Genomic DNA, 14498 nt, shown 5'->3' with positions numbered 1-14498 from the left:
ATTTGTTCGTTTCACGCGAGTACGCGTGTCGTCCGGTGTGTGTATCTCGGCCGCGTGATCTTTTCGGCGCGTCACACGAGCAGCGATGTCCCGTCTAATCGGGCGGTGTCGACCTCGATATCCATCAGTTCCAGGATCGTCGGTGCGATGTCGAGCAGGTCGACGTCTGTCAGGTCCAGGTCAGAACTCGTAGAGAACAGACACGCATTCTCGAACTTGTGCATCCCGTTTCTGGGCCCCGTAGCAAACACCGTCTCCTTATCGGTGAACCCGGCCTTGAGATCGTACCCGTCTGCCGGGATGACGACCAGATCCGGGGCGATCGTCGTGTCGTCGCCACTGAACGCGTTCTCGCCGCGAACGATCTTTCTGCAGACCGGACGACCATCAGGTCCCGTTAACGCTTCGAGGTCAGCGATGAGTTCGTCTCGAACGGACTCGTACTCGGCTTTCGAGACCGTCCCGTTCGGCTCCCGGCCCTCCACGTTGAGGAAGACGCGACCAGGAATCAGCGAATACGCTCGGGTGCTGTCGGCGATGTCGCCGAGTTCGTCGTGGGCTTTAGTCGCGTACTCGAGCCACCCTTCCTCCTCGAGCCACTTGTTGAGGTACACTTCGTGCGTCAGGTGGGTGAACCCGTGGTCGGAGGCGACAATCAGCGTCGTCTCGGCGTCTAGCAACTGTCGAATCTCTCCGATATACGCGTCGAGCGTCCGGTAAAACACGAGGAACTCATCGGCGTACTCCCCGTCGGTCTCGTAATCACCGAAGAGGAAGTGATTCACCCGGTCAGTCGTCATATACACTCCGAAGAAGAGGTCCCAGTCGTCTTTCTGTAGGTAATGCCGGAAGGTCTTGTGGCGGGCTGCGACTGTCTCCTCTGCGTCGTTAATAAACGCAGATTTGTCATCTCTGTGTCCCAACTTCGCGTTCACATCAATCTGATACCCAAATCCCTCGATAGCGCGTTGCACATCTGCACCACTCGACGCTTCGCCGATCGAGGGAGACAGAAAGCCCGACACGTGTCGCTGGATTCGTGTTGAGGGCGGGAACGTCACTGGGACGTTGAACACAGACGCGTCGCGGCCAGCGTCTGTTACCATATCCCACACGCGGGGCCCGTCGACGTGGCTCCCCATCGGCACGTAGGTCTCATAGCTCTCCGATTCGCGGTCTTGAAACCCGTACACACCAGTCTTTCCGGGGTTCGTTCCCGTGGTCAACGCCGGCCAACAGGCGCTCGATTCGGGCGGAACGATACTCGAAATTTGACCGGCGCTTCCGGACGCAGCGATCTCTGTGAGGTTCGGAAAGACCTCAGGGTGGTCCTCAATAAGTCCATACGGCACTCCATCGATTCCGAGAAAGACGACCCGACCGCCCGAGTCGCCACCGAGTTTATCGAAAAGTCCCATATGGAGAACCACAGACTCCTCGATAAATAGTCTTGTGTACATATCACTGTTTAGAGGATCTACTCCCGGACCGCACGTGGCTACACCAGCGAGATAGTCGCAGTGAGCGCAGCGCCAGCGGCCGCGACCGGAGCGACCATCCACACAGCAATGATCCGTGCGACCATCGACCCCCGGAAAAGGGTCACCGCGGTGGGGTGGACGGCGAAGGAAGGAGGTTTCTCACAGCGGACCGTCTCCTCGCGGGTGGCCGGGGGCGACGGTGCAGCTCGATTTCTGCCTCGTTTCGCTCGTCCCCACCCCAGTCCGATTATCGCCGTGATCGTCGAGAGAGCCAGGCTGGCTGGAATGCCGAGGTAGGATAATCCGGTCGTGATCGTCGCACCGATCGTCGCCACGAGGACCGCGGCCGTCGTCGGGAGGGCAGTGAGGTCGCTCCCGACGGTCGCCATTGTTCGGCGGGCGATCGTGAAGGCACCGAACGAGATTGCCCCGACTGCGACGAGGATCGCGGCATCGATCGAGACCGTCCCACTTCCCACGAGCGGTGCCACGGCGTTCGCAACGTTGCTCGCTCCGGCGGAGAACCCCATATAACATGCGATCAACAGGAGGAGAAACGTCGATACGAGATCGGAGCGCGAGGCGGTGTCAGCGATTTGCAGGCTCGGTTTCCCCTCAGCCCAGCGTATCCTGAGCGGGCTCGTTGCCGGTTCGGTGACCCCGACGTGAGCAGCGATTTCGTCGTACGTCCACCGACCGATCGCCGCGGCCGTGCCGAACGCGAGGACCGGCGCGACGACCCACCACCGAGCGATCCGAACGAGCACATCCCACTTGACGCCCGCGCTACCGACTCCCATCCCCACCATGGCGCCGACCGCGACCATCGACGTCGAGGTGGGGATACCAAGGAGGTTCGCGACGAGCACGGTCAGACCGATACTCGCCAGCACGACGAACCCGGCCGAGAGACTAAATGCGGGGGCCGCGACGATGTCGTTCCCGACGGTCAACACGACGTCTCGACCGACAGTCCATCCACCGATGATTGCGCTGATGCTCATCAAGACGCCGGCGCCGACTCGCGTGATCGCGTTCGCGCCGATCGCCGGGCCGAACGCGACGCCGGTCGATGATCCACCGATGTTTATACCAACAAACGTTGCGAGAAACACACCAGCGATCAACAAATTCTCCATCACCTCCGCGTCTTTCGTCCGAGCGTGTAAAACTGCGGGTCACCGTGTGGGGTAAACACGAAAAGACTCTTTTTATTTCAGTGAAATCACCGGCCGTATGGCAGCCGACACTCCAACGGACGTTGATGTATCGTACACCGACGGTGAGGGCGAGGACCCGGCCGATTACCCGTCGCTCCAGCACAAAATCGAGAAGGCGATCGAGGTTACCAAAGCGGGCCTCGAGGAGTACGAAAATCCAGCGGTGATGTGGACGGGCGGGAAGGACTCGACGCTAACGCTCTACTTCATCAACCAAGTCGCCGAGAAGTACGGGTACGAGAAGCCCACTGCCGTTTTCATCGATCACTACCAGCACTTCGATGAGATCATCGACTTCGTTGAACACTGGGCTGCCGAGTGGGATATCGACCTCGTGTTCGCGCGCAACGAGGACGTCGGCTCGTACGCCGAAGAACACGGGCTCACTCCCGGCGACGAAATCCCCGTGTCAGCTCTGTCAGATCATAATACACGCCACGTTCGGGACATCCTCGAATACGAAGAGGGCACGTTCCCGTTCCTACTCGATACGTATGTCGGCAACCACCTTCTCAAGACCGTCGCCCTGAATGACGCTCTTGAGGAGTACGATATTGACGGCGTCATTTCGGGCATTCGGTGGGACGAACAGGACGCTCGGGCCGATGAGACGTTCTTTTCGCCGCGACATGATCCGGAAATCTACCCGCCTCACGATCGGATCCAACCGATCCTCCAGTTCGATGAAGCGGACGTCTGGGACGTGTTTTGGAACTACGTCGTCCCCGATACGGTCACGGTGTTCCCTGACGACGGCTACGTCCCGGACACCGATGACGACCTGCCAACTGGCGTCAGCCAAGACGAGATTCCCATCTCGCCGAAGTACTTCGCCGGGTTCCGGTCGCTCGGAAGCGAAGTCAGCACTGAAAAGACGGAAAGCGTCCCGGCGTGGAAGCAGGATTTACAGAACACGACGGAACGCGCCGGTCGTGCTCAAGACAAGGAGGACCTGATGGAGCGGCTACGGGATCTCGGATATATGTAGTGCGGCGACTGCCAGCAACGGGTAACAAGCGCTCTTGGCGACGGCCGTCGAATCGGAATCGTAAACTGACTGACGACGATGTGAAACTTCTTGATCCTCTTTTGTAGGGGACTGTTGCTCCACCCGGAGCCGCATCTCGATCCCAGTGTTGGTCCGATATTTACCCTCGACGAACGAGAGTGGCCGAAGTAAACGTCATACTGCATGGACAGTTCGGTTTACGGACATACATTTACACCAATACAAGCGTAATAGTTATACGTCAATTGAATATCAGTCGGATGCTAACGCGCCTCAATAGTTTACGTAGGTATGTCTGTAATGGTTGTTTGTTTTGTACGTTCGGTTCTATCTAACATCTATCACGACACGTGGGGAACGGGAAGTAGGGCGAGACGGGCTCGACACGCCGCGTGTTCGCGGGATCGCGGATTCGACCGGTCCATGTGTGTACGCCGTTTGGAGCGTAACGGGGGCCTACGGCATGGAGACTGCCGGGAGAGCCGGTGGGAGTCGCCGTGCACACTAGATTTTTGTAGCCGGTGGAATACTGCGTTACCTGCATGGAAAACCAACGCGTCCTCGTAACCGGAGGAGCAGGATTCATCGGTTCGAATCTCGCAAACACCCTCGCCCTCGATAACGACGTCATCGCCCTCGATAACGGCTACCTCGGAACGCCGGAGAATCTCGACGGCGGCGTCGAGTACGTTGAGGGGGACGTGCTCGATGAGACACTTCCGACGGACGTGGATGCCGTCTTCCATCTCGCCGCGCTTTCCTCACGGCAGATGCTCGAAGAGAATCCGCTCCGGGGCGCCCGGGTCAACATTGAGGGATTCGTGAACGTCGTCGAACAGGCGTTTGCGGACGGCTGTGACACGATTGTGTACGCATCCACGTCGTCGGCGTACGGCAGTCGAACCGAACCGAGCCCTGAGGATATGGATCTCGACGCGGCGACCGGCTATGATGCGTCGATGCTCGGCCGGGAGCGGTACGCGGAGTACTACAACAACTTCTACGACGGGCTCTCGCTCGCCGGCATGCGGTTCTTCTCCGTATACCAGGGGTACAGCGGTAATGAAGCGCACAAAGGCGAGTACGCGAACACGGTCTCGCAGTTCGCCGACAAAATCGCAGCCGGGGAGTCACCGGTGTTATGGGGAGACGGGTCACAGACGCGTGACTTCACGCATGTCGATGATATCGTCCGGGGGCTTGAGGCGGCAGCGGACCACGACCTCGCGGGCGTGTATAACCTCGGCACGGGCGATCCGTACTCGTTCAACGAGATGATCGAGCTGATCAACGACGTACTCGGCACGTCGGTCGATCCCGAGTACGAGCCCATCCCGCTGAACAACTACGTCCACGACACGTGTGCCGATATTTCCCGGATCCGCGAGGCGACAGGCTGGGAGCCGCAGATTCCGTTCGAGGAAGGCGTCCAACGCGTCTGTGAACCGTATCTCCTCACGCAGTAGCCCCCCTTCTCCGTTGTCCCTCACTCCACGACGCTGCTCACTGCCGGTCGGTCGCGGTCGTCTGATGTCTACAAGGTCACTCACCGTATCCGCCTTCGCCGTAACCGCCGCCGGCACCGTATCCGACGACGTACGTGACCTCTACTTTGCTCCCGCACATCGCGACGACGACGACACCAGCCAATACCTGACGTCGTCGCATTACGAGAGGTGTAGGCTACGTTCATCCAAATAATCTCCGTAAGAGTTGATTGATCGATACATAAATCCAGAAAGAGCAGTTTATTACAAATGTTTTTATACGAGTCCGGGCAGTCATAGTAGTGATAGATTCGCATGGACCGGGGCCCGACCGCCTGACACCGGAGCGCCGCAAAGACGGTCTCGTCGGGACCGCCTCACCGCCACGCCGGAGAGCCGTCCTCACCGCATCCATGCCGCCATGAACGCAGAAGCCACCAAATCAACTAATGACGTCGACAGACGCACGAGGAACGCAGTCAGTAAACCCAGTACAGCAGCCCGACGAGGCGGAGCCGCTTCTCGTCGGGCCCGATGCCGACGTGGACCCCACGGTCAGCGTCGTCATGCCGACGATGAACGAAGAGGAAGGCGTCGCTGAATGCATCGACCTCGTCAAGGCCGCAGTCCGACGGTCTGGGTACCGAACGGAAGTCGTCATCAGTGACGATTCGACGGACCGGACCCCCGAGATCGCACGCGGTGAGGGGGCAGTCGTCGTCGAGCCCGACGAACCGGGGTACGGGTACGCTTATCGGTACGCGTTCGAGCGTTGCCGCGGGGAGTACATCATCATCGGCGACGCAGATACGACGTACGACTTCGAACAGTTCCCTCGGCTGCTTAAGCAGGTCGTGGAGGGGGACGCTGACATGGTCATGGGGAGCCGATTGGAAGGCGAGATTAAAGACGGCGCGATGCCGGCGCTCCACGAGTACATCGGGAACCCGCTCCTGACGAGGTTCCTGAACGCGTTCTACGACGCCGGCGTGAGCGACGCGCACTCCGGCTTCCGGGCGTTCCACGTCGACGTCCTCGATGACCTCGACCTCGAGACGACGGGCATGGAGTTCGCCTCAGAAATGATCATGGACGCGGGCGCTCGAGGCCTCACGATCAAAGAAATCCCGATCACGTACCACGAACGCGAAGGCGAGGCCACGCTCGAGAGCTTCCGGGACGGGTGGCGTCACGTCCGGTTCATGCTGTTGAACGCGCCGAACTACCTGTTCTCGCTGCCGGGCGCTATTCTCGGCATCGCCGGGCTGTCGCTTTTGCTTTCCGGTACCACCGGCGTCACGATCGGTGGTCTCTCGCTCGGCACCACTGCAGCGATCACCGGATCCCTGCTCGTGCTCGTCGGCTATCAAGCCGCGAATATGGGGGTGTTCGCCACTTTGGCGAGCGACCCGATCCAACGGCCGAACGACGTCGTCACCGAGACCGTTATCAACCGGATGAATCTTGAGCGGCTGTCGACCGTCGGCTTGACCGCGTTCGCTGTCGGTGCGCTGTACCTCACCTGGGCGGCGATCCAGTGGGTCACCGGCAGCGTCCCCCTCTTCGCCGCGACCCCCGGACACATCGTCGCGCTCACGGTGATGATCCTCGGCGTCCAGACCGTGTTCAACGCGTTCTTCATCAGCGCCGTCGACGACGGTGTTTCAGCCGCGTGAGGAGCAGCTCACGGTGTTTGGTATGCGTCTCCAGGCTCCTTTCTCCGCTGAGACTCCACACCCGGGTCCGAGAGTGACTCGTTGTTCTATCGACGATCGACGCCGGTGATCTGGAACCTGGCACCGCCGTCTCGACTCTCCGTGGCCTCCAGTTCCCACCCGTGTGCGTCAGCGACCCCGCTTACAATCGCGAGACCGAACCCAGTGCCGTCCGATGCTGTCGAGAACCCGTTCCGGAACACTCGGTCTCGTATCGAGTCGGGAATTCCGGGGCCGTTGTCGGCGATATAGAACCCGTTACCGTCGTCCGTCTCTCCGATTGTTACCGTTACGTCCTCGCCGCCGTGTTCGATAGCGTTCCGAATGATGTTTTCGACCAGCTGTTGGAGTCGGGACGCGTCCGCTCGGATCTCGCCGGTGAAGTCGATCGTCACCTGAGCCTCCCCAGTGGAGACGTTTCGCCAACAACGTTGACACAGCGAGGCGAACTCGATCCAGCGTACCTCGTCGACGTCTTCCCCGCTTTGAGCGAGGGTTAACAGATTCTGGATCAACGTCTCCATCCGATCGTGTGCGTGCATTGCCTTCTCGAGTCGTTCGCGATAGTCGGTGTTCTCCCCCTTCAGGTCCTCGTACAGTAACTTTACGTGCCCCGAAGCGACGTTGAGTGGGTTTCGAAGGTCGTGGCTTACGACATTCGCGAACTCGCCGAAATCCCGGCTCTCGTCGGTCACGTTTCGCCCCGCGAGTTCTTCGGTGTTGATCAGGTACCACCCCTCGTCGGTCGGTTCCCGCGACCCGACGGATTTGACCCACACGTACGTGCCGTCCGCCTGCTGATATCGATACTCGACGGATTCGCTGGCTTGTGTTTGACCGCCGGTCAGCGATTGCAACATCCCGGACACCAACTCGCGGTCGTCTGGATGCACGTGGTCGGTGACGTGATCGCCGAGCAACTCCGTATGGGTGTACTCGAGGACGCGTTCAACCGAGGGACTGGTATATCGGATGACGCCGTCCTCATCGACAGCCGTGAGAACACTGTGGGGCTGCAGGGGCAGTGACTTGAGTGAGATTGTCTGGTCGGCGCTAAGCTCGGGCATACTCACCACTCAGAGTATGGTCCGATTAGTGTTCCGAATAAACGGATCCCAATTCACGCTGTCTTCCGCCGTTGGGTACTCACGTGCGCCTCCGATTCCGCCGTCACGTTTGTGTGGCGTACAGCTCGGCGTACGTCCCGTCGTCCGAGAGGAGTTGCTCGTGGGTGCCGTCTTCTGTAACACTCCCGTCGACGAGCGTGTATATCCGGTCGGCGTCGTCGATGGTCGACAGGTCGTGGGCGATACTGATCGTCGCGTACTCGCTCTCGCGGTTTCTGATCCCCTCGTACACGTCGCGTTCGATGTTCGAGTCCAGCTCGCTCGTCGCCTCGTCGAGGACGAGCACGTCGGCGTCCTTGAGCAAGGCTCGGGCGATGGCAACCCGCTGTTTCTGGCCACCGGAGAGACGAGTCCCGTCCTCACCGATCTCCGTGTCGTAGCCGTCAGGCAGCTCCGGGAGGAACTCCGTCACCTGCGCGATTTCGCACGCCCGTTTGACTTCCCGACGGGTCGCATCTTGATTGCCGATCCTCACGTTTTCTACGAGGGTATCGTCGAACAAAAACGGGGCTTGGCGAACGACTGCGATCCGCTCGCGCCACTCTTTGACATCGAGCTCGTCGATTGGGGTTCCATCGGCGAGGATCCGGCCCGAGTCCGGCCTCTGGAGGCGTCCAAGCAACGAGACGATGGTCGACTTCCCGGCGCCCGACGGGCCGACGAGCGCGACTTTCTCCCCGGTTGTCACGCTGAACGAGACGTCGTCGAGTACCCGCTCGTCGTCGTAGGCAAACGAGACGTCGTCGAACACGACTTGGTCGACGGAGTCGATCGACGTGTTGCCGTCGGTGGCCGGGATCTCTCTCTCGTGGAGGTCCTGTATTCGGGACTGTACGCGGATGAAGTGCGGCAGCTGTCCGTCCAACCGGTACACAGTCGTGTTGATCTGATTCACGACGGGCGACAGTCGGAAGACGGCGAACAGAAACACACCCAGTTCAGCCAGCGAAATGTTAGTAAACCTGATTCCCGCGTAGACGAGACCGAATACGACGAGAGCGTTGGTGAACTTGTTGAGGTTCGTGAGCGCCGCCCGATTGCGTCGCAATCGGACGCTGTTTCGCACGTATTCGTCCAGCGTGTTTTGCATCCGCCCGATGATATCGGCGCGTACGTTGAACAGCCGGACCTCGCGTGTCCCTTGGACCCCCGTCTGAGAGATGGTTTGGATACGGTCGTTCACCTTTGCGACATCGTCGCCTGCAGCGTACGCAGGTTCGAGGACGTAGCGAACCGACAGCGTGCTCAGTCCGAGAGCGACCGCAGCGATAAGAGTGAGAACCGGTGCAAGCACCGCGGCGATCGCGAGGTAAATTACGCCTCGGAGTGCAACTTCAATCACATTGTATAACCCCATCACGGTACTCGCCGAACGATTCGTCTCTGTGATGAGGCTGTTTAACAGTTCATCCGATCCGTGCTGGTCTATGTACTCGACAGGGCCGAGCATGAGCGAGTCGAACAGTTCTTGACGGAGATATCGCTGGTAACTCATGCTGAGATCCGAACGGATCCAGGCTGTAAGAAAGCTGAGTCCGAACCGGACGCACATGACGCTAGCGATGCCAAGAACAAGATACTCAAGCGTGAACGGGATACCGAAGAACGAGTAGATATCCACGAAGACACCTAAGATTCCATTAGTCCCTTCGGGTGTCGTCGACGATTGAGAAATTTCGACGATCGGTAATAGAAAGCCCAAGCCGATTCCTTCAAGCAGCGCCGTTGCAAGACTTGATATGATAATCCCAACGCCCAGCAGCGGGCGAAATAGCGCTGCTTCATACAACACAGAGAGCTTCTTTCGGATACCAACTGTCATTTTACTGTTTTCGGATAGTTATCAACGTATTGGACAATCTATTAATAAGTGTTATCCTGATCTAATTTCGTCGATCATAATACGTGATCAACACACAAATTCATATGTGTCAAATCAGTAAAAACATCTATCCTATGAACAAAACGTATCCAACCACTGCACCTCTTAGTGGTACCGACGTCTGACCACCCTGAGCGTATGTTGACGCCCACAACTCCCGAGGCCGAGTTCGTGTTCAGTCTCGTCCGTCACATCGGGAATCCAGACCAAGCTGAGACACGGATCCGGGAGATTGCACACACCAACCCCGAGTGGAGCAAAGTGCTTAGTCTTGCAGCGGACCACGGCATCGTGCCACTGCTGAATGAAGCGCTCAGTGAAATCGAGGATGCCGTTCCTCAAGAGTTCGTACAAACAGTACAGAGCCGGTGTCGCAGTCAGGCGATAGAGAATATCCGGTATATCGAACGATTACACGATCTCAACGAATCATTTCGGGAGAACCAAATCCGAGTGATCCCGTACAAGGGTCCAGTAGTTGCGGACATCGCCTACGGAAGCGTAAGTCGTCGGTGGTTCAGCGACTTAGACTTTCTCGTCGTGGAGGAGGACCCGGTTGATGCTCACGAAGTTCTCCGCCAGCAGGGATACAACCAGACAGATTTCACTGGTGTTTCTCCCTCGAAACTCGTCGAAGGTTCGATTTTCCAATGGGAAGGTGAGTTCCATTTCTTCAGCGAAGAAGACGAGATACCGATCGATCTCCGGCATAGGTTCGTGGGTGAGTATCGAGAGGCAGAAAGACTGTTCTTGGAACTGTGGGAACGTCGGACGTCAGTTACACTGGCTGGCGAGCCGATTCCCGCATTGTCACCGGAAGATCGAGTCGTTCTTCTCCTTGCACACGGCACTAAACACGGTTGGTGTCGTCTCTCGTGGGTCTGTGATATTGCTCTGCTCCTTCAAGAACATACTGCGTGGAATGAGATCCTCGATCGTGCCGCCCAGTACGGTTGGAAGACCGCCGCATTACTCGGAATTTCGGTAGCAGCCGAGTTGGCGGAGATCGATGTACCCAGCAGAGTTCGCCAGCAGATTTCTGCGGATCCACGCGCAAATATCGGGTCATCGATTCTCTGTGCGCTGTTTTTATCAGACCCGACGGGTGATCGGCTTGACCTAGACCCGTTGACGATAATTGTATTTTTGAATAACACTCCACTAGATTCGATACGTGAGGCTGTAAATAAGATAGTCTCGCCGTGGCCGGTCGACCACCGGTGGGTATCGCTACCGCCGAAGCTTTACCCGCTGTATTATTTTGTTCGGCCTCTGCGGTTACTAGTAGAGTGGATTAAAAAGTAATCGCGGGTCGGAATTTGTTTGTGGCCGATTTATTATGCTAACTTTGTAGGGGGCCAGTATTGACAGGCCGCGATTTCGTCAGTCAAAATCAAACACAGACCGCTGTATAAATTTTACTCGTGATCCGCTCAGTGCTACAATTCGATAGCAGCTTTTTGAGCTATTTTAGGGCTCTCGCGTGATGTCGAGGCCGACACTCTTCTGTTGGCAAAGAAATATTAATATAGAGTAACAGAATACCGATAACGCATGGAAAACGCTAACAAAATCGCAGAGACAACGACGGTCGTAGCGGCGGAGAACTGCATCTCTACGGCAGTTGACGGCGAAACCGTCATACTTTATCAAGACGACGGAGTGTACTACAGTGTGAACGAAGTCGGCACGCTCGTCTGGGAGATGATTCAGCAACCCAAAACGCTCGACGAAGTCTCACAAAAAGTCGTCTCGGAGTACGACGTGGCGTACGAGCGGTGTCAACGCGACGTCTCAAAGATGCTGGTCGAGATGGTGGACGAAGGCCTCGTACGTCTCGACGAATGACCACCTCAGTCGGCGACTCGACAGCGACGGTCTCATGGTCTCCCGGCGATCCGATTCGATTCCTTCTGGCAGTTGCACTTTTGTTATCACTGCCGCTTGTGCTCACGAACGTGGTCATGTCTCGAACGCGAGCATCGTTGTTGAGGATTAGCAACTATGGAGCGCTGATCGTTCCGGGAGATCCAACGGCACACAGGGTCGTTTCAGCGGTAAAGATAGCAGATTACTATCTCCCAGGCGGCCGAACGTGTCTCGTTCGGTCGTTAGCCGCCGAAACGGTGTTACGACTGTACGCGTTCGAACCGGACCACCAGATCGGTGTCACAACCGAGTCTGATACACCAATGGAGGCACATAGCTGGCTTGAATACCGTAATGAAGTGCTCATTGGAGAGCTCAACGATTTGGACCGTTACGAACCACTCGCATCAATGGACGCCGGCAAAGAGTTATGAGCGGTATCGCTGCCGTGTTCGATCGGACGGGCACCGGTCTGAATCCCGAATGGCTGCAGCAAATGCTTGCTGCTATCGAACACCGGGGCCAAGACGGCGACGGAGAGTGGTTGAACGACGTTGTCGGTATCGGACACCAGCAGCTTGTAACGACGCCACAAGGCTACGTCGACGAACAACCGTACGCCCACGACGGGTTCGTAGTCGCGTCCGACGCGCGGCTGGACAACAGAGCGGATTTACTACATCGGCTTGGTCTTACCGACGTACCGCGACAGATTCCCGATAGCCATCTCCTCTTGGAGGCGTACCGGCAGTGGGGCGACGCCTGTGTGGACGAATTAATCGGTGCGTTTGCCTTCGTCGTCTGGGACTCATCAAGAGAGACACTGTTCTGTGCCCGAGACCACCTCGGCGTCAAGCCGCTGTACTACCACGCCACTGACGACGTGTTTGCGGTCGCCTCGGAACCGAAGTCGCTCATAGCGTTGCCCAGTGTCAGACCGTCTCTGGACGAATATCGAGTCGGTGACTTCCTCCTCGGGCGGCTTGAAGACAAAACAAACTCGTTCTACGAGTCCGTTCGACGTCTCGCTCCCGCTCACGCCATGGCTGTCTCAATGGGGATGGATCAGACCTGGCAGTACTGGGATCTCGATCCGACGCGAACGCTCACGCTTGAGTCGGACGAGGCGTACGCCAACCGGTTCAGAGAACTGTTCGATCAGGCAGTAGCATCCCGTCTCCGAACCGACACGCCGACCGGTGCGAGCCTCAGTGGTGGACTGGATTCGTCGTCAATCACGGCCGTCACACGGGAGATTCTTCCCCCCGAAACCACACTGACCACGTACTCTGGAGTGTCCGATGAAAGCAGCGCCTCCGACGAGCGAGAGTATATCGAGAGGCTCGTCGAGAGGGACGGAATCGACTCCAATTACCTTTTTCTCGATGATCTGAGCGCCGTGGGCCATATCGACGAGGCTCTGCGGTACCACGATGAGCCGGTGAAAAATACAATGCATTACCTGAAATGGGAGATCGCGAAACGAGCGAGCCAAGACGGCATCGGTGTGATTCTAGAGGGCTCACACGGAGACAGTGCCGTCGATTACGGACTGGGTCTTCTCCCACAGCTGGCGCGAACCGGTCGGTGGAGGCACCTCTACAGGGAATTGGACGCGATGGGAGACGTCCTCGACCGTCGGCCGAGGGGGCTACTCGTGGGACAGGTGCTCCCGAATCTGGTACCGCGTCGAGCAAAAGATATCTTCCGGCGGCTTCGAGGCAAGCCGACGGGGACACAGCGACTCAATCCGACCCTTGACCGGTCGTTCGTGAAACGGACCGGACTCCAAGAGCGATATATGCGTTTGAACGACGAGGGTTCAGTGCTGAAGCGTAGCGCCCGTCGGTGGCAGTACCGCTCGTTGATGAGCGGGGGCATGACCGAGTTCTTCGAAGCCAACGACGTGACACACGCGGCGTTCGGTATTGAACCCAGATACCCGTTTACGGATATACGGCTAATTGAGTTCAGCCTCGCAATCCCACCGACACAGCAGCTCCGAGACGGATGGACCCGAATGATAATCCGTCGCGCGTTAGCGGACGTGCTCCCGGATAAGATCCGATGTAGACCGTGGAAAACGATGATGAACCAAGCGTTCACACACGCGCTCTCGGCCGCTGATGGCGAGGTCCAATCTCTCGTTGAGGACCCAGAGATCCTTCGACCGTACATCGACCCGCAATCGTTATCTGAAGTATACGAGCGATTCAAGAACGATCCGAAACCACGTGATCCGAATACGCTGTGGGTCGCCCTTTCATTTGCCACTTGGTTGGAAGAACAGACCATCTATCGATGACCACCGGCGCTCCTTATGACTGGTATAGTATGTGATCAAACACAGATTTTATATGAATCAAGTTAGACTATGGACATGTAGATATGAGCAAAAATAGCTCAAGTCGGTACGAAGCTCCGGAAGTTAATAAGCACGGTGCGGTAGAATCGATCACGCAAACTGGCAACAAGAAACAGCCCGGTACTGACGTTGACGAACCGGCCATCAATCTGAAAGGGTCCGTCGGTTACAAGTAGTCAGATCCGTTCTCACCAACTTATTTGAAGCGTCCAAAGTCCATACACAGTGCGTCGAAAAGCGCAGTGTCCACGCCCGTGGCCCTTCGATCGCTAGGGAGGTTCTGATACCGGTCGCAGACAGCTTATTCATACGAGAAGATCGGTACACCCCTGTATGATACTGT

Annotated in this window: 12 protein-coding genes; 7 read left to right on the top strand and 5 right to left on the bottom strand. The window is 57.5% G+C overall.

From position 1 onward, the window contains the following. Positions 1-71: 71 nt before the first annotated feature. Together C468_RS00735 and C468_RS00730 are read right to left on the bottom strand one after the other, a co-directional pair. Positions 72-1418 (bottom strand): alkaline phosphatase family protein, encoded by a 1347-nt coding sequence (locus tag C468_RS00735; RefSeq protein ID WP_049911784.1) that lies wholly within the window; start codon positions 1416-1418, stop codon positions 72-74. An 80-nt stretch (positions 1419-1498) separates the two neighbouring features. Beyond that, positions 1499-2620, bottom strand: a complete 1122-nt coding sequence (locus C468_RS00730; protein ID WP_008846948.1) for an inorganic phosphate transporter — start codon at positions 2618-2620, stop codon at positions 1499-1501. Positions 2621-2717: 97 nt separating this feature from the next. Here C468_RS00730 and C468_RS00725 point away from each other — a divergent pair, with 97 nt between their 5' ends. Next, positions 2718-3689, top strand: coding sequence for a phosphoadenosine phosphosulfate reductase family protein (locus C468_RS00725; RefSeq protein WP_008846947.1), 972 nt, complete (start codon positions 2718-2720; stop codon positions 3687-3689). 563 nt (positions 3690-4252) lie between these two features. Next, complete coding sequence (locus C468_RS00720) at positions 4253-5176, top strand: NAD-dependent epimerase/dehydratase family protein (protein WP_008846946.1); 924 nt, start codon at positions 4253-4255, stop codon at positions 5174-5176. 76 nt (positions 5177-5252) lie between these two features. Here the strand turns inward: C468_RS00720 and C468_RS19070 are convergent, their stop codons facing one another. After that, entirely contained in the window at positions 5253-5378 is a 126-nt protein-coding gene (locus C468_RS19070) for a hypothetical protein (RefSeq protein ID WP_275039702.1), read from the bottom strand. A 268-nt stretch (positions 5379-5646) separates the two neighbouring features. Between C468_RS19070 and C468_RS00715 the strand changes: the two genes are divergently transcribed. Further along, positions 5647-6873, top strand: a complete 1227-nt coding sequence (locus C468_RS00715; RefSeq protein WP_080510556.1) for a glycosyltransferase family 2 protein — start codon at positions 5647-5649, stop codon at positions 6871-6873. Between the two features lie 86 nt (positions 6874-6959). On the opposite strand, the gene C468_RS00710 is transcribed toward C468_RS00715, so the two are convergent. Both C468_RS00710 and C468_RS00705 read right to left on the bottom strand, forming a co-directional pair. After that, on the bottom strand, positions 6960-7979 hold the full coding sequence (locus C468_RS00710) for a sensor histidine kinase (RefSeq protein WP_241430958.1): 1020 nt from the start codon (positions 7977-7979) through the stop codon (positions 6960-6962). A gap of 103 nt (positions 7980-8082) precedes the next feature. Continuing rightward, positions 8083-9861 (bottom strand): ABC transporter ATP-binding protein, encoded by a 1779-nt coding sequence (locus tag C468_RS00705; RefSeq protein WP_008846943.1) that lies wholly within the window; start codon positions 9859-9861, stop codon positions 8083-8085. 198 nt (positions 9862-10059) lie between these two features. Between C468_RS00705 and C468_RS17185 the strand changes: the two genes are divergently transcribed. From C468_RS17185 to C468_RS00695, 4 genes are all read left to right on the top strand, one after another. Next, positions 10060-11226 carry a nucleotidyltransferase domain-containing protein gene (locus tag C468_RS17185; protein ID WP_080510555.1) on the top strand — a complete coding sequence of 389 codons (1167 nt, stop codon included), beginning with the start codon at positions 10060-10062 and terminating at the stop codon, positions 11224-11226. 249 nt (positions 11227-11475) lie between these two features. Continuing rightward, entirely contained in the window at positions 11476-11769 is a 294-nt protein-coding gene (locus tag C468_RS17180; RefSeq protein WP_080510554.1) for a PqqD family protein, read from the top strand. Next, the gene (locus tag C468_RS17175) at positions 11766-12224 is read left to right on the top strand and encodes a lasso peptide biosynthesis B2 protein (protein ID WP_008846940.1); all 459 of its coding nucleotides are present in this window, start codon (positions 11766-11768) and stop codon (positions 12222-12224) included. Before C468_RS17180 ends, C468_RS17175 begins: the two co-directional genes overlap by 4 nt. Beyond that, positions 12221-14095 carry an asparagine synthase-related protein gene (locus C468_RS00695; protein ID WP_008846939.1) on the top strand — a complete coding sequence of 625 codons (1875 nt, stop codon included), beginning with the start codon at positions 12221-12223 and terminating at the stop codon, positions 14093-14095. The genes C468_RS17175 and C468_RS00695 overlap by 4 nt, the downstream gene beginning before the upstream one ends. Positions 14096-14498: the final 403 nt, after the last annotated feature.

Source organism: Halorubrum kocurii JCM 14978 (assembly GCF_000337355.1).
Lineage (GTDB): Archaea > Halobacteriota > Halobacteria > Halobacteriales > Haloferacaceae > Halorubrum > Halorubrum kocurii.
The sequence above is the reverse complement of the archived record's forward strand: the minus strand, read 5'-3'. Positions and strand labels throughout refer to the sequence as shown.